Below are 14,839 nucleotides of genomic sequence, written 5' to 3' on the forward strand. Positions count from 1 at the left end.
ATCAGCAAAAATGGAGGAGAGCGATGCGCGCCGTACTTGAACAGGTGGAAGCCCGCCGGGCCGAAGCGAGGGCGGGCGGCGGTGAACGCCGCGTGGCCGCGCAGCACGGCAAGGGCAAGCTGACGGCACGCGAGCGCATCGACGTGCTTCTCGACGAGGGCTCCTTCGAAGAATACGACATGTATGTGACGCATCGCAGCGTCGATTTCGGCATGGCTGGCCAGAAGATCCCCGGCGACGGCGTCGTCACCGGCTGGGGCACCATCAACGGCCGCCAGGTCTATGTCTTCAGCCAGGACTTCACGGTCCTCGGCGGCTCCCTCTCCGAGACCCATGCCCAAAAGATCTGCAAGATCATGGACATGGCCGCGCGCAACGGTGCGCCGGTGATCGGCCTCAACGATTCCGGCGGCGCGCGCATCCAGGAGGGCGTGGCGTCGCTCGCCGGCTATGCCGAGGTCTTCCGCCGCAATGCGGAGGTGTCGGGCGTCATTCCGCAGATCTCGGTGATCATGGGTCCCTGCGCCGGCGGCGCGGTCTACTCGCCGGCGATGACCGACTTCATCTTCATGGTCCGCGACAGTTCCTACATGTTCGTGACCGGTCCCGACGTCGTGAAGACGGTCACCAATGAGATTGTCACCGCGGAAGAGCTCGGCGGCGCCCGCACGCACACGACGAAATCCTCGGTCGCCGACGGCGCCTATGAAAACGATGTCGAGGCGCTCGAGCATGTCCGCCTGCTCTTCGATTTCCTGCCGCTGAACAACCGCGAGAAGCCGCCGGTGCGGCCGTTCCATGACGATCCCTCACGTATCGAAATGCGGCTCGACAGCCTGATCCCGGACAGTGCCGCCAAGCCATACGACATGAAGGAGTTGATCCTCGCCATTGCCGACGAGGGCGATTTCTTTGAACTCCAGGCAAGCTTCGCCCGCAACATCATCACCGGGTTCATCCGCATCGAAGGCCAGACCGTCGGCGTCGTCGCCAACCAGCCGATGGTTCTCGCCGGCTGCCTTGACATCGACTCCTCGCGCAAGGCGGCGCGTTTCGTCCGCTTCTGCGACGCCTTCTCGATCCCGATTCTGACGCTCGTCGACGTGCCCGGCTTCCTGCCCGGCACCGCCCAGGAATATGGCGGCGTCATCAAGCACGGCGCCAAGCTGCTCTTCGCCTATAGCCAGGCCACCGTGCCGATGGTGACGCTGATCACGCGCAAGGCCTATGGCGGCGCCTATGACGTCATGGCCTCCAAGCACATCGGCGCCGACGTGAACTACGCCTGGCCGACGGCCGAGATCGCCGTGATGGGTGCCAAGGGCGCGACCGAAATCCTCTACCGTTCCGAACTCGGCGATCCCGAGAAGATCGCAGCCCGGACGAAGGAATACGAAGAGCGCTTCGCCAATCCCTTCGTCGCCGCCGAGAGAGGCTTCATCGACGAGGTGATCATGCCGCACTCCTCCCGCCGCCGCATCGCCCGCGCCTTCGCCTCCTTGCGCAACAAGCAGGTCGAGACCCGCTGGCGCAAGCACGACACCATCCCGCTTTGACGGGAGAACCCGATGGGAAACATGTTCAAGAAGATCCTCATCGCCAATCGTGGTGAAATCGCCTGCCGCGTCATCCGGACCGCGAAGAAGCTCGGCATAGCGACAGCTGCCGTCTATTCGGATGCCGACCGCGACGCAATGCATGTACGCATGGCGGACGAGGCCGTCTATATCGGCCCCTCCCCCTCCAGCCAGTCCTACATCGTCATCGAGAATATCCTCGCGGCGATCCGCAGGACCGGGGCCGATGCCGTTCACCCCGGCTACGGCTTCCTCTCCGAAAACGCCGCCTTCGCCGAGGCTCTGGAGAAGGAAGGCGTGACCTTCATCGGTCCGCCGGTCGGGGCGATCGAGGCGATGGGCGACAAGATCACCTCGAAGAAGCTCGCCGCGAAAGCGGGCGTTTCCACCGTTCCCGGCCATATGGGGCTGATCGAGGATGCGGACGAGGCCGCGCGCATCGCCGCTGAGATCGGCTTTCCGGTGATGATCAAGGCTTCCGCCGGCGGCGGCGGCAAGGGCATGCGGATCGCCTGGAACGAGCGCGAGGCACGGGAGGGTTTCCAGTCGTCGAAGAACGAGGCGAAAAGCTCCTTCGGCGACGACCGCATCTTCATCGAGAAATTCGTGACCGAGCCCCGCCACATCGAGATCCAGGTGCTCGGCGACAAACATGGCAATATCGTCTATCTCGGTGAGCGCGAATGCTCGATCCAGCGGCGGAACCAGAAGGTCATCGAGGAGGCGCCCTCGCCCTTCCTCGACGAGAAGACACGCCGCGCCATGGGCGAGCAGGCGGTCGCGCTGGCAAAGGCCGTCAGCTATCACTCGGCCGGCACGGTAGAGTTCATCGTGGACGCCGGCCGCAACTTCTACTTTCTCGAGATGAACACCCGGCTGCAGGTCGAGCATCCCGTGACGGAACTCGTTACCGGCCTCGATTTGGTCGAGCAGATGATCCGCGTCGCGGCCGGCGAGAAGTTGGCTTTCACCCAGAAAGACGTGAAGCTCGACGGCTGGGCAATTGAAAGCCGGCTCTATGCCGAAGACCCCTATCGCAACTTCCTCCCCTCGATCGGCCGGCTGACGCGCTATCGTCCGCCGGAGGAAGGCGTACAGGCCGACGGTACCGTCATCCGCAACGACACCGGCGTCTGCGAGGGCGGCGAGATCTCGATGTATTACGATCCGATGATCGCCAAGCTCTGCACCTGGGGACCGGACCGGCCGACGGCCGTGCGCGCGATGGCGGATGCACTCGACGCGTTCGAAGTCGAAGGGATCGGCCATAACCTGCCCTTCCTCTCGGCCGTGATGCAGCAGGACCGTTTCCGCGAGGGACGGCTGACCACCGCCTATATCGCCGAGGAATTCAAGGACGGGTTTCAAGGGGTGGCGCCGGACGAGACTTCGGCACGCAAGCTCGCCGCCGTCGCGGCTACGGTCAACCAGACGCTCCAGGAGCGCGCCAGCCGGATCTCCGGCACCATCGGCAACCACCGCCGGATCGTCGGCCATGAATGGGTGGCGAGCCTCGACGGGCACGACATTCAGATCACATGCGAGGCTTCCGCCGACGGCACCTATGTCCGCTTTGCCGACGGGACATCCGTTTCCGTCGCAACCGACTGGGCCCCCGGCCGCACCCGCGCCGCTTTCAACATCGACAATCAGCCCATGAGCGTAAAGGTCGAGCTCGCCGGCCCGGGCATAAGGTTGCGTTGGCGAGGGATCGACGTCGTCGCAAGGGTCAGAAGCCCTCGCGTCGCCGAGCTCGCCCGCCTGATGCCGAAGAAGCTTCCGCCCGACACGTCCAAGATGCTGCTCTGCCCAATGCCCGGGGTGGTGACCTCGATCAGCGTCAAGCCCGGCGACACGGTCGAGGCCGGACAGGCGATTGCCGTCGTCGAGGCGATGAAGATGGAGAATATTCTGCGGGCGGAAAAGCGTGCGATCGTGAAGCGCGTGGCGATCGAAGCCGGCGCGAGCCTCGCGGTGGACGAGTTGATCATGGAGTTCGAGTGATGGTGCAGCGTTGAGGAGGCGCTGAGATGCCGCCGTGAGGAGCGGCAGCTTTGCCCCTCACCCTAGCCCTCTCCCCGCACGCGGGGAGAGCGGATTTAAGACTGCGCCGCGGGTCTCCTTCGCCCCGCTTGCGGGGAGAAGGTGCCGGCAGGCGGATGAGGGGCTTGCGGCTTCATCGGTACCGATGAGGGCCAAGCCCCGGCCAAAGCTATTCGGAGTGAAACAATGACCGACAAGACCATCAAGGACTGGGAAGCCCTTGCCGAAAAAGAACTCAAGGCCTCCCCCGAAAGCCTCGTCTGGCACACGCCCGAGGGCATCGACGTCAAGCCGCTCTATACGAACGACGACATCTCCGGCATCGGTCATCTGAACGCGCTCCCCGGCTTCGAACCCTTCGTGCGCGGCCCGCGGGCCACCATGTATGCAGGGCGGCCCTGGACGATCCGGCAATATGCCGGCTTCTCGACGGCCGAGGCGTCCAACGCCTTCTATCGCAGGAACCTCGCCGCCGGCCAGCAGGGCGTCTCTGTCGCCTTCGATCTCGCCACGCACCGCGGCTATGACAGCGACCACCCGCGCGTCGAAGGGGATGTCGGCAAGGCCGGGGTCGCGATCGACTCGGTGGAGGACATGAAGATCCTGTTCGACGGCATCCCGCTCGACAGGATTTCCGTGTCCATGACCATGAACGGTGCGGTGATCCCGATCCTCGCCTCCTTCATCGTTGCCGGCGAGGAACAGGGCGTCAGCCGCGACAAGCTCTCCGGGACCATTCAGAACGACATCCTCAAGGAGTTCATGGTCCGCAACACCTACATCTATCCGCCGGAACCCTCGATGCGGATCGTCGCCGACATCATCGAATATACGGCGAAGGAGATGCCGAAGTTCAATTCGATCTCGATCTCCGGCTATCACATGCAGGAGGCCGGCGCGACGCTCGTGCAGGAACTCGCCTTCACCCTTGCCGACGGGCGCGAATATGTACGCGCGGCACTCGCCAAGGGGCTCAACGTCGACGACTTCGCCGGCCGGCTCTCCTTCTTCTTCGCAATCGGCATGAACTTCTTCATGGAGGCGGCGAAGTTGCGCGCGGCACGGCTCCTCTGGACGCGGATCATGAAGGAGTTCAAGCCCGAGAAGACGTCCTCCCTGATGCTGCGCACTCATTGCCAGACGTCGGGCGTGTCGCTTCAGGAACAGGACCCCTATAACAACATCGTCCGCACCGCCTTCGAGGCGATGTCGGCCGTGCTCGGCGGCACACAATCGCTTCACACCAATTCCTTCGACGAGGCGATGGCGCTTCCGACGGATTTCTCCGCCCGCATCGCCCGCAACACGCAATTGATCCTGCAGCACGAGACCGGCGTGACGAAGGTCGTCGACCCGCTTGCCGGCTCCTATTACGTCGAGAGCCTGACGAACGAGCTTGCCGAAAAGGCCTGGGCCCTGATCGAGGAAGTGGAGGCGCTGGGCGGCATGACGAAGGCCGTCAATGCCGGCCTGCCGAAGCGGCTGATCGAAGAGGCCGCGACCCGGCGCCAGGCGGCCGTAGACCGGGGCGAGGAGGTCATCGTCGGCGTCAACCGGTACCGGCTCGAGAACGAGCAGCCGATCGACATCCTCCAGATCGACAATGCCGCAGTTCGGGCGGCTCAGATCAAGCGGATCGAGGAGACGAGGCGCCGGCGGGACTCACGGAAGATGAAGGAAGCGCTGGACGCGCTGGCCGACGTGGCGCGCAGCGGCAAGGGCAATCTGCTCGCCGCCGCCGTCGAGGCCGCCCGGGCGCGCGCCACCGTCGGCGAAATCACCGATGCCATGCGGGAGGCTTTCGGCGATTACACCGCCATTCCGGAAGTCGTCACCGACATCTACGGCAAGGCTTATGAAGGAGATCCGGAACTCGGCGTACTCGCCGGACGGCTCGGGGAAGCGACGAAGCGGCTCGGCCACAAGCCGAAGATCATGGTAGCCAAGCTCGGCCAGGACGGACACGACCGCGGCGCCAAGGTGATCGCATCCGCCTTCGGCGATATCGGCTTCGATGTCGTCGCAGGCCCCTTGTTCCAGACGCCGGAAGAAGCCGCCGATCTGGCGCTCGCCGAAGAGGTCACCGTAATCGGCGTTTCATCGCTTGCCGCCGGCCACAGGACGCTGATGCCGCAACTCGCAGAGGCACTGAAGAAGCGCGGCGGCGAGGACATTATCGTCGTCTGCGGCGGTGTCATTCCCCGGCAGGACTATGATTATCTGATGGAGAACGGCGTCGCCGCCGTCTTCGGACCCGGCACCCAGGTGCTCGACGCCGCGCGCGCCGTGCTGGATCTGATCGAAGGCAGGCGGCGAAACGTGTAGTCCGCGCCGTCCGGCCGAGTTCAAGTCTCGATCCGGAGCTTCATCCGGTCGGCGGCAAAGCGCGTTCGCGAATATTCGACCGGGCGGCCTCCGAGATCCGCATTGATCGATTGCGTCTCCATGACGATCGCCCCCGGCGAGAGTTTCAGAAGCGAGAGTTCCTCTGCGTCCGCGTGCCGCGCGACGATCTCCGTCGAGACCCGGACGTAGTCGTCGAGCCCATGCACGGCAAAGGCCTTGGTGACCGATCCGAGCCGCCCATATTCCTCCGCCATCCTCGCAAAGCGCTCGGCGGGGTAGTAGCTGACCGCCGTCGAAAGCGGCCGCCCGTCGCCGCTGCTGACGGTGCTGAGCTCGATGAGAGGGGTGCCCGGGGGAACGCCAAGCGCAGCGGCGATTTCGCCGCTTGCCGACACTTGGCGATGCCCCCGGAGCTCGGTTCCGATTTCCTTCACCTGGCGGCCGAGGCCTTGCGAGAAGCGAGTGCGCCGCGAGATCGGATAGCTCACACGATCCTTGCGCTCGATCATCGTGCCGCGCCCCTGCACCGCGCGCACCAGACCTTCTTCCGCGAGTGCTGCCAGCGCGCTGCGCACGGTGTGGCGATTGACGCCGAATTCCGCTGCAAGGGCCGTCTCCGGCGGCACCATGCCGGTCGCGTCATAGTCGCCGTTGCTGATCGCCAGCCGTATCCTGTCGGCAATCTGCCGCCATAGCGCCACGCCCATCTGCCGTTCGACGACCTTCGCCACCATCTTCTTCGCCCCACTTCTTCGCCGCCGGTTTCTTGGCAAATGTCACAAGCCTGTCATTTGCGAAGGCTATGGAAAGGTATAAGATGTATAGTTGTCTAGATCAATAGACATTTTGGAGTGAGATGATGGACGCAGCGAAGACAAGTGATGAAGGCATCGCTCAGCGCCGGGAAGGCATGCGGCTTCTGGCGCGCGCCACGCTCGGCGAACTTTCCATGGCCTGGGACGCGATCGAGGACAAGCCGGAGGTCGCGCCGGTGCGCGGTCCGGAAACCGGGCTCGTCATGGTGCGCGGCAAGATCGGCGGCGGCGGCGATCCTTTCAACCTCGGCGAGGCCACCGTTTCGCGCGCCACCGTGCGGCTTTCGACCGGAGAGATCGGCCATGGGCAGCTGCTCGGCACCGACAAGGCACGCGCCCGCTTTGCCGCGATCTTCGACGCGCTTTTTCAGAGCGCTGCGCATCGCGCAAGCGTCGAGGCGCTGCACGAGCAGGTGGCCGCTCGCCTTGATGCGGAAGACCGTCGCAAGGCCGAGGAAACGGCTGCGACCCGCGTCGACTTCTTCACCATGGTCCGCGGAGAGGATTGATGAAGGCCAAATCGCAAATCTATAGCGGCGCCTTCGCCGATCCTGTCTTCGAGGCGCAGTCCGTGTTCCGCAGCCTGATGGACTGCTTCGCCCGCCCGGGTACCGTCGGCCGGCTTTCCACTGCTGCAGCCCCTCCGGCGCCACTCGGAGAGGCAAGCGGAGCTGTCGCGCTCACGCTCTGCGACCACGACACGCCGGTCTGGCTATCGCCGGCGCTCTCCAAATCCTCCGCGCCGAAGTGGATCGCGTTTCACACCGGCGCGGGCGTCACCGAGGCGAAGGACGAAGCCCGCTTTGCCTTCTTCGAGAAGGACGCGGCTGTGCCGGGCTTCGACCAGTTCTCCCTCGGCACGCAGGAATATCCCGACCGTTCCACCACGCTCGTCGTCGAGGTGGAAGCGCTCGAGGGCGGGCAGCCGCTGATCGGCCGGGGACCGGGAATCAAGAACGGGATCGTCATCGCACCGAAGGGCCTGCCCGACGTGTTCCTCGACCTCTGGGCCGCCAACCGGGCGATCTTTCCACGCGGCATCGATCTCGTCCTGACGGCGCGCGAGGCAGTGCTTTGCCTGCCGCGCACCACCAAACTCGAGCGGGAGTAAGCGCATGTATGTAGCCGTCAAGGGCGGAGAAGCCGCCATTGCCAATGCTCACCGGCTGCTGGCCGACCGCCGGCGTGGCGACCGGGCGCTGCCCGCGATCACCATAGAACAGGTCGTCGAGCAGCTCGGGCTCGCGGTCGACCGCGTGACGGCCGAGGCCTCGCTTTACGACCGTGCGCTTGCGGCGCTTGCCGTGCGCCAGGCGCGCGGCGACATGATCGAGGCGATCTTCATCCTGCGCGCCTACCGCACGACCCTTCCGCGCTTCGGCTATTCCGAACCGGTCGACACCGCAAAAATGAAGGTCGAACGGCGCGTCTCGGCCACCTACAAGGACCTCCCCGGCGGCCAGCTGCTCGGCCCCACCTTCGACTATACGCACCGGCTTCTCGACCCGTCGCTCATCGGCGAACAGCCGGTCGATGAGCCGGCGCTCAAGGAGCCGGGCGAACATGTCATGCGCGTCTCCGACATTCTCGACGGCGAAGGCCTGATCGAGGGCGACGGCCAGATGCCGGAAGCTCACGTGGCGGGGGACCTGACGCGCGAGCCGATGGAATTTCCGATGGCGCGCGATCTCCGCCTGCAGGCGCTTGCCCGTGGCGACGAGGGATTCCTGCTGGCGCTCGCCTACTCCACGCAGCGCGGCTATGGCCGCACGCATCCCTTCGTCGGCGAGGTCAGGATAGGCGAGGTCGAGGTCGAACTGGAGCTGCCGGAGCTGGGCTTTGCCGTTTCACTTGGGGTCATCCGCGTTACCGAATGCCAGATGGTCAACCAGTTCAAAGGCTCGGCCAAGCAGCCGCCGCAATTCACCCGCGGCTACGGACTCGTCTTCGGCCAGAGCGAGCGCAAGGCGATGTCGATGTCGCTGGTCGATCGGGCTCTCCGGACCGACGAATTCGACGAGGACATCGTCGCCCCCGCCCAGGATCAGGAATTCGTCATCTCGCATGCCGACAACGTCCAGGCGACCGGCTTCGTCGAACATCTGAAGCTGCCGCATTACGTCGATTTCCAGGCCGAGCTCGACCTGGTCAGGCGCATGCGCCGGGAACACGACGCCGCCCAGGCCGGCGGCAGGGACGGCATGAAGGAGGCCGCCGAATGAACGACCTCGCAACTTACAACTTCGCCTATCTGGACGAGCAGACGAAGCGGATGATCCGCCGCGCGATCCTGAAGGCGATCGCCATCCCGGGCTATCAGGTGCCCTTCGCCTCCCGCGAAATGCCCATGCCCTATGGCTGGGGCACCGGCGGCGTGCAGGTGACCGCCTCCATCCTCGGGCCCGACGACGTGCTCAAGGTGATCGATCAGGGCGCCGACGACACGACGAACGCCGTTTCGATCCGCGCCTTCTTCCAGAAGGTCGCCGATGTCGCCGTCACCACGAGGACGACGGAGGCGACGATCATCCAGACGCGGCACCGTATTCCCGAGGAGCAACTGAGAGAGGGGCAGACGCTCGTCTACCAGGTGCCCATTCCGGAACCGCTGCGCTTCCTCGAACCGCGCGAAACCGAGACGCGCAAGATGCATGCGCTCGAGGAATACGGGCTCATGCATGTGAAGCTCTACGAGGACATCGCCCGCAACGGCCATATCGCCACGACCTACGCCTATCCTGTGAAGGTCGAGGACCGTTACGTGATGGACCCCTCGCCGACGCCGAAATTCGACAATCCGAAGATGCATATGTCGGAGGCCCTCCAGCTCTTCGGCGCCGGCCGGGAGAAGCGCATCTATGCGGTGCCACCCCATACCGAGGTCGTCAGCCTCGATTTCGAGGATCACCCCTTCGAGGTCCAGAAATTCGACAAGCCCTGCGCCCTTTGCGGCGCCGAGAACGTCTATCTCGACGAGGTCGTGCTCGACGACAAGGGCGGGCGCATGTTCGTCTGCTCCGACACCGACCATTGCGAGGATCGCCGGGCGCACGGCCATGCCGGTGCCATGCTCGCCCCCGCCGCGAAAGAAAGCCAGGAGGCTGCAGTATGAGCGCCGTGCCGCTTCTGAAAGTCAGTGACGTTTCGAAATTTTATGGAAGTCGCATCGGCTGCCGCAACGTCTCCTTCGAGCTCTATCCGGGCGAGGTGCTCGCCATCGTCGGCGAATCCGGCTCGGGGAAGACCACGCTGCTCTCCTGCCTCTCGACCCGGCTGATGCCGACATCCGGCATCGTCGAATATCACATGCGCGACGGCCAGTACCGGGATCTTGCGCGCATGAGCGAGGCCGAGCGTCGCTTTCTGATGCGCACCGACTGGGGCTTCGTGCATCAGAACCCGGCAGACGGGCTGAGGATGACGGTGTCGGCCGGTGCCAATGTCGGCGAGCGCTTGATGGCGGTCGGCGACCGGCACTACGGAAATATCCGCGCGGCGGCAGGCGACTGGCTGAGGCGCGTGGAAATCGAAGAGGACCGGATCGACGATCAGCCGCGCGCCTTCTCCGGCGGCATGCGCCAGCGCCTGCAGATCGCCCGCAATCTGGTCACCTCGCCCCGCCTCGTCTTTATGGACGAGCCGACCGGCGGCCTCGACGTCTCGGTGCAGGCACGCCTGCTCGATCTGGTTCGCGGCCTCGTCCACGACCTCGGCCTTGCGGCGGTCATCGTCACCCACGACCTCGCCGTGGCGCGCCTCCTTTCGCACCGGATGATGGTGATGAAGGACGGCGCCGTCATCGAACAGGGTCTGACCGACCGGGTGCTCGACGATCCGCGCGAGCCCTACACGCAACTCCTCGTTTCCTCGATTCTTCAGGTGTGACGCATTGACAATGCGCAACGGAAAGTAAAGACCATGCCAACTCCCCTCGTTGTCTCGGAAGTCGCGAAAAGCTTCACCATGCACCTTCGCGACGGCGTGCGCCTGCCGGTGGTCGCGAACGTCTCCTTCTCGGTGAAGGCCGGCGAATGCGTCGTGCTCGGCGGCCCCTCCGGCGTCGGCAAGAGCTCGATCCTCAAGATGCTCTACGGAAATTACGGCGTCGACGAAGGCCAGATCCTGGTGGAACATGACGGCCGCCTGGTGAACCTCGCAACGGCCGAGCCGCGCACTGTGCTCGAAGTGCGCCGCACGACGCTCGGCTATGTTAGCCAGTTTCTGCGTGTCGTGCCGCGCGTCTCCGCCCTCGACATCGTCGCCGAGCCCTTGCAGGCGCGCGGTGTGACGGCGGCCGAAGCGCGGGAGCGTGCGGCCGAACTACTTTCGAGGCTCAACCTGCCGAGGGAACTCTGGGCCCTGCCGCCGGCCACCTTCTCCGGCGGCGAACAGCAGCGGGTCAATATCGCGCGCGGCTTCATCACCGACCATCAGATCCTGCTCCTCGACGAACCGACGGCCTCGCTCGATGCGAAGAACCGCGCAGTGGTGGTGGAAATGATCGCCGGGAAGAAGGCGGCCGGCACGGCCCTGATCGGTATTTTTCATGACGAGGAGGTACGCGAGGCGGTCGCCGACCGCATCATCGACGTATCGGAATTCTCGCCGAGGAAATACGCCGCATGAGCCAGAAACTCGACCTCGAACCCACCATCCATCCGACAGCGAGCGTCGTGAACTCGACGCTCGGCCGCTACACCGAAATCCGGGAACGCTCGCGCCTCGACGAGGTGGAGTTCGGTGATTATTCCTACATCATGCAGGATGGTTCGATCTGGTGCGCGACGGTCGGCAAATTTGTCAACATCGCCGCAGCCGTGCGCATCAACGCCACCAACCATCCCACCTGGCGGGCGACGCTGCATCACTTCACCTATCGCGCACCGATGTATTGGGACGATGCGGAGCCCGACCACGATCTCTTCGCCTGGCGCCGGCAGAACCGGGTGACGATCGGCCATGACGTCTGGATCGGCCATGGCGCGACGATCCTGCCCGGCGTGAGTGTCGGCAATGGAGCCGTGATCGGCGCCGGCGCCGTCGTCTCCAAGGACGTCGCACCGTACACGATCGTCGGCGGGGTACCTGCGAGACTCATCCGAGATCGCTTCACGGCCCGGGTCGGCGAAGCCATGGATCAGCTCGCCTGGTGGGACTGGGACCACACCAAGCTACGCCATGCGCTGGACGATTTCCGGGAACTGACGGCGGAGGAGTTTCTTGTGCGGTATAGCTAGGCGCCGCGCGTATGATGCCCTCATCCCGCTGCCGCGATCTTCTCCCCGTTTCGACGGGGAGAAGGGACAAGCCGGGGAGAGGGGCAAATCCGCCGCCGCAAGCGTATCAGGCGGCCGCAGCTTCCATCAAAAACGCACCCGCGACCCGAGCCACCAGCGCCAGCGAAACCGCCCCCGCATCCGGGTGGCCGATGCTCTTTTCGGCCAGCGGCCGGGCGCGGCCGAGTTTCGGGGTCAGCGCGGAGGTCGCATCGGCGGCCTCTTGAGCAGCCTTGGCCGCCGCGTTCCAGGCTTCCACAAGTGGCCTGCCGGCGGCGGATTCCCTTTCCAGCGTCTCCACGAAAGGCACCAGCGCGTCGACCAGCGTCTTGTCGCCCACGCGCGCGCGGCCGAGACGCGTGACGCCGTCGAGTGCGAGGCGGGAGCCCTTCGCGATCGCCGCGTCGCTCACCTTATCCTCATCACTGAAGGCGTTGCTCCAGGAGCGCAGGGCCAGGCCCCAGATCGCGCCCGAGGTGCCGCCGGCGCGGTCCGCCCAGGCGTCGCCCGCGGCAGCAAGCACGCTTGCGGCCCCTGCCCCCGCCGCGACCGCCGCCTTTGCTGCGTCGAATGCGGCGGCCGAACCGCGGCGCATCCCCTGGCCGTGATCGCCGTCGCCGGCAAAGGCGTCGATGCGGCCAAGTTCCTCCTCCGCGTCCTTCAGCGCCTCGGCAATGTTGCCGATCAGCCGGGCTATGCATTTGCCGCTTTCCTTCGAGGCTTCCGCTGCGGGGCCGAAAGACTGCGGGCCGTCGGCGTCTACGATCTCGTCGGTCGCGGGTTCGGCGGCAATGATCACACCCTTTCGCAGCACCGGCGCATCCGTGGGCGCGCGCCAGAGCGCCTCCAACTCTTCGTCCAGCCAGAGAAGGGTGAGCGAGCAGCCCTGCATGTCGAGGCTGGTGACGAATTCGCCGCATTCGGGGTCGACGATTTCGAGGCCCGCATCGCTGAGCTGTCTGGCGATCGCCGTCCAAAGCACGAAAAGTTCTTCATATTTGGTCGAGCCGAGACCGTTCAGCACGGCCGCCACCTTCCTGGAGCCTGCGGGGCGCTCGGCAAGAAGCTTGCCGGTTAGAAGCTTCGCGAGATCGCTCGCCGTCGCAATCGTCTCTTCGCTGACGCCCGGTTCCCCGTGAATGCCGAGGCCGAGCGCCATCTGGCCTTTCGGCACGGTGAAAAGCGGACCGGTGGCGCCCGGAAGCGTGCAGCCGCCGAAGGCGACGCCGAAGGATACCGTCCGCTCATTGGCGTGACGCGCGAGCCGCTCGACCTCGTCGAGCGATTTGCCAGCTTCCGCTGCCGCGCCGGCGATCTTGAAGACGACGAGGTCGCCGGCAATCCCGCGGCGCTTGGCCGACGTCTCCGCGGGCGCACTCGCCACGTCATCGGTCACGGGCAGGATGCGCACGTCGATGCCTTCGGAGCGAAGCCGTTCGGCCGCAACCCCGAAGTTCAGAACGTCGCCCGCATAGTTGCCGAAGCCGAGCAATACACCGCCGCCCTGGTCGGCATGGCGGCAGACGCGGGCTACCGCGGCCGTCGAGGGCGAGGCAAAGACATCGCCGGCGACCGCCGCGTCGGCGAGCCCCGGTCCGACATAGCCAGCGAAGGCCGGGTAGTGTCCCGAGCCGCCGCCGACCACGACGGCGACCTTGCCCTTCGGCACCTTGGTCGAGCGCACGACGCCGCCCTTCACCAGGCGGACGTTGCGCTGATAGATCGCTGCAAAACCTGCGAGTGCGGTCGTGGCGAAATCTTCCGGAGCGTCAAAGATCGTGGTCATCGCTTCAATGTCCCCTTCAATGTCCTTCTTGTCGAGGCAGGATGCGCCTCAGATAGTCACGATTGGCGGCGCTGACGGAAAGGCCGTCACCGCCGTAATGCTCGCAGAGGAAGGGACTGTCGAAGCCATGCGCCAGCGCCATGCGAATTGCCGCCCGATAGTTGATGAGGCCGAATTCGAGCGGGGCCGGATGGGTGACGATGACGCCGGATGCCGGATCTTCCGTGCGGTTGTAGTTCTTGACGTGCCAGTATTTGGCAAAAGGCGCAACCTTCGCCATCATTTCCTGCCAATGTTCCACGGGCCGGTGCAGGCGGATGAGATTGCCGAGATCGGCATTGATGCCGACATTGGCGAGGCCTACCTCCTGAACGAAGCGCACGGAACTGTCGGCCGTGCCCAGATAGGTATCCTCGTACATCTCCAGCGAGACTTCGATGCCGAGTTCTTCGGCATGGCGGCCGAGTTCGCGAACACGCGAAACCGCCAACTGCCAGGTTCCCGCATCGTCGGGGTTCTTCACGCCGTCAACCGTCCAGAACCAGAGGACTTTCTTCTGCGCCTCCGTCAGCGGGCCGAAGAAGCCGAAGGACACGGAGCCGGCGCCTACGGCGGCAGCCGCCTCGACGACCCGGTGTCCGTAAGCGAGGTATTCCTCGCCATGTTCCGGGTCTATGAGGCTGCGCCGCGAGGTGGAGATCGCCGGTATCGTGAGGCCGAGAGACCGTGTCAGGCCCACGAACTGATCAAGACGCTCCGCCGAAAGGTCCGCCAGCCGTATCCAGCTGTCGGTCGGATCCAGTTCGGTGAAGCCGGCATCCACCACGTCGGCGAGCGTCGCCGCCCACTCCTCGACCGGCTGGTCCTGCACCGAACGGCCGTCCGGCAAAAGGTTGGGATACTGGATCATCGCGGCCGCAATCGGCCAGTTGTCACGGTTCCATTTGCGCGGCGCCATGGCGGACTCCTCGGGATTTGAAGAAATTGGATCTAGGG

13 protein-coding genes are annotated in these 14,839 nt (G+C 65.1%); 10 read left to right on the forward strand and 3 right to left on the reverse strand.

Annotated elements, in window-relative coordinates; translation table 11 throughout:
* Positions 1-23: 23 nt before the first annotated feature.
* The 3 genes from AC5J09_RS10125 to scpA all read left to right on the forward strand — a co-directional run bounded on the left by AC5J09_RS10125 (position 24) and on the right by scpA (position 5,945).
* Positions 24-1,556 carry an acyl-CoA carboxylase subunit beta gene (locus AC5J09_RS10125; protein ID WP_100671276.1) on the forward strand — a complete coding sequence of 511 codons (1,533 nt, stop codon included), beginning with the start codon at positions 24-26 and terminating at the stop codon, positions 1,554-1,556.
* A 12-nt stretch (positions 1,557-1,568) separates the two neighbouring features.
* Positions 1,569-3,581 carry an acetyl/propionyl/methylcrotonyl-CoA carboxylase subunit alpha gene (locus tag AC5J09_RS10130; RefSeq protein ID WP_324764529.1) on the forward strand — a complete coding sequence of 671 codons (2,013 nt, stop codon included), beginning with the start codon at positions 1,569-1,571 and terminating at the stop codon, positions 3,579-3,581.
* A 225-nt stretch (positions 3,582-3,806) separates the two neighbouring features.
* The gene (scpA, locus tag AC5J09_RS10135) at positions 3,807-5,945 is read left to right on the forward strand and encodes a methylmalonyl-CoA mutase (protein WP_324764528.1); all 2,139 of its coding nucleotides are present in this window, start codon (positions 3,807-3,809) and stop codon (positions 5,943-5,945) included.
* Positions 5,946-5,965: 20 nt separating this feature from the next.
* On the opposite strand, the gene phnF is transcribed toward scpA, so the two are convergent.
* On the reverse strand, positions 5,966-6,700 hold the full coding sequence (phnF, locus tag AC5J09_RS10140; protein ID WP_100671270.1) for a phosphonate metabolism transcriptional regulator PhnF: 735 nt from the start codon (positions 6,698-6,700) through the stop codon (positions 5,966-5,968).
* Between the two features lie 125 nt (positions 6,701-6,825).
* On the opposite strand from phnF, the gene phnG reads away from it, so the two are divergent.
* From phnG to AC5J09_RS10175, 7 genes are read left to right on the forward strand one after another with little or no spacing between them, the layout of a single operon-like run.
* A complete protein-coding gene (gene phnG / locus AC5J09_RS10145) occupies positions 6,826-7,290 on the forward strand; it encodes a phosphonate C-P lyase system protein PhnG (RefSeq protein WP_198516666.1) in 465 nt (154 codons plus the stop codon).
* A complete protein-coding gene (gene phnH / locus AC5J09_RS10150) occupies positions 7,290-7,892 on the forward strand; it encodes a phosphonate C-P lyase system protein PhnH (protein ID WP_275599442.1) in 603 nt (200 codons plus the stop codon). Before phnG ends, phnH begins: the two co-directional genes overlap by 1 nt.
* A gap of 4 nt (positions 7,893-7,896) precedes the next feature.
* Positions 7,897-9,003, forward strand: coding sequence for a carbon-phosphorus lyase complex subunit (locus tag AC5J09_RS10155; protein WP_494297536.1), 1,107 nt, complete (start codon positions 7,897-7,899; stop codon positions 9,001-9,003).
* Positions 9,000-9,893: an alpha-D-ribose 1-methylphosphonate 5-phosphate C-P-lyase PhnJ gene (locus AC5J09_RS10160; RefSeq protein ID WP_275599444.1), complete on the forward strand. Its 894-nt coding sequence runs from the start codon at positions 9,000-9,002 to the stop codon at positions 9,891-9,893. The genes AC5J09_RS10155 and AC5J09_RS10160 overlap by 4 nt, the downstream gene beginning before the upstream one ends.
* Complete coding sequence (gene phnK / locus AC5J09_RS10165) at positions 9,890-10,666, forward strand: phosphonate C-P lyase system protein PhnK (protein ID WP_010976255.1); 777 nt, start codon at positions 9,890-9,892, stop codon at positions 10,664-10,666. Before AC5J09_RS10160 ends, phnK begins: the two co-directional genes overlap by 4 nt.
* A 33-nt stretch (positions 10,667-10,699) precedes the next feature.
* Positions 10,700-11,407 carry a phosphonate C-P lyase system protein PhnL gene (phnL, locus tag AC5J09_RS10170; protein WP_018096168.1) on the forward strand — a complete coding sequence of 236 codons (708 nt, stop codon included), beginning with the start codon at positions 10,700-10,702 and terminating at the stop codon, positions 11,405-11,407.
* Positions 11,404-12,018 (forward strand): DapH/DapD/GlmU-related protein, encoded by a 615-nt coding sequence (locus tag AC5J09_RS10175; protein ID WP_275599446.1) that lies wholly within the window; start codon positions 11,404-11,406, stop codon positions 12,016-12,018. Before phnL ends, AC5J09_RS10175 begins: the two co-directional genes overlap by 4 nt.
* Positions 12,019-12,124: 106 nt before the next feature.
* Here AC5J09_RS10175 and AC5J09_RS10180 read toward each other — a convergent pair whose 3' ends face one another.
* Positions 12,125-13,843, reverse strand: a complete 1,719-nt coding sequence (locus AC5J09_RS10180) for a dihydroxyacetone kinase family protein (protein ID WP_494297537.1) — start codon at positions 13,841-13,843, stop codon at positions 12,125-12,127.
* Between the two features lie 16 nt (positions 13,844-13,859).
* Positions 13,860-14,801, reverse strand: a complete 942-nt coding sequence (locus AC5J09_RS10185) for a sugar phosphate isomerase/epimerase family protein (RefSeq protein WP_100671256.1) — start codon at positions 14,799-14,801, stop codon at positions 13,860-13,862.
* Positions 14,802-14,839: the final 38 nt, after the last annotated feature.

This window comes from Sinorhizobium sp. (assembly GCF_059070375.1).

Bases quoted from the DNA above. Each gene is read 5' to 3' on its own strand.
- AC5J09_RS10175 (WP_275599446.1), top strand. From the start codon at position 11,404: ATGAGCCAGAAACTCGACCTCGAACCCACCATCCATCCGACAGCGAGC.
- phnL (WP_018096168.1), top strand. From the start codon at position 10,700: ATGCCAACTCCCCTCGTTGTCTCGGAAGTCGCGAAAAGCTTCACCATG.
- phnH (WP_275599442.1), top strand. From the start codon at position 7,290: ATGAAGGCCAAATCGCAAATCTATAGCGGCGCCTTCGCCGATCCTGTC.
- AC5J09_RS10180 (WP_494297537.1), bottom strand. From the start codon at position 13,843: ATGACCACGATCTTTGACGCTCCGGAAGATTTCGCCACGACCGCACTC.
- phnG (WP_198516666.1), top strand. From the start codon at position 6,826: ATGGACGCAGCGAAGACAAGTGATGAAGGCATCGCTCAGCGCCGGGAA.
- AC5J09_RS10130 (WP_324764529.1), top strand. From the start codon at position 1,569: ATGGGAAACATGTTCAAGAAGATCCTCATCGCCAATCGTGGTGAAATC.
- AC5J09_RS10155 (WP_494297536.1), top strand. From the start codon at position 7,897: ATGTATGTAGCCGTCAAGGGCGGAGAAGCCGCCATTGCCAATGCTCAC.
- phnK (WP_010976255.1), top strand. From the start codon at position 9,890: ATGAGCGCCGTGCCGCTTCTGAAAGTCAGTGACGTTTCGAAATTTTAT.
- AC5J09_RS10125 (WP_100671276.1), top strand. From the start codon at position 24: ATGCGCGCCGTACTTGAACAGGTGGAAGCCCGCCGGGCCGAAGCGAGG.
- phnF (WP_100671270.1), bottom strand. From the start codon at position 6,700: ATGGTGGCGAAGGTCGTCGAACGGCAGATGGGCGTGGCGCTATGGCGG.
- AC5J09_RS10160 (WP_275599444.1), top strand. From the start codon at position 9,000: ATGAACGACCTCGCAACTTACAACTTCGCCTATCTGGACGAGCAGACG.
- scpA (WP_324764528.1), top strand. From the start codon at position 3,807: ATGACCGACAAGACCATCAAGGACTGGGAAGCCCTTGCCGAAAAAGAA.
- AC5J09_RS10185 (WP_100671256.1), bottom strand. From the start codon at position 14,801: ATGGCGCCGCGCAAATGGAACCGTGACAACTGGCCGATTGCGGCCGCG.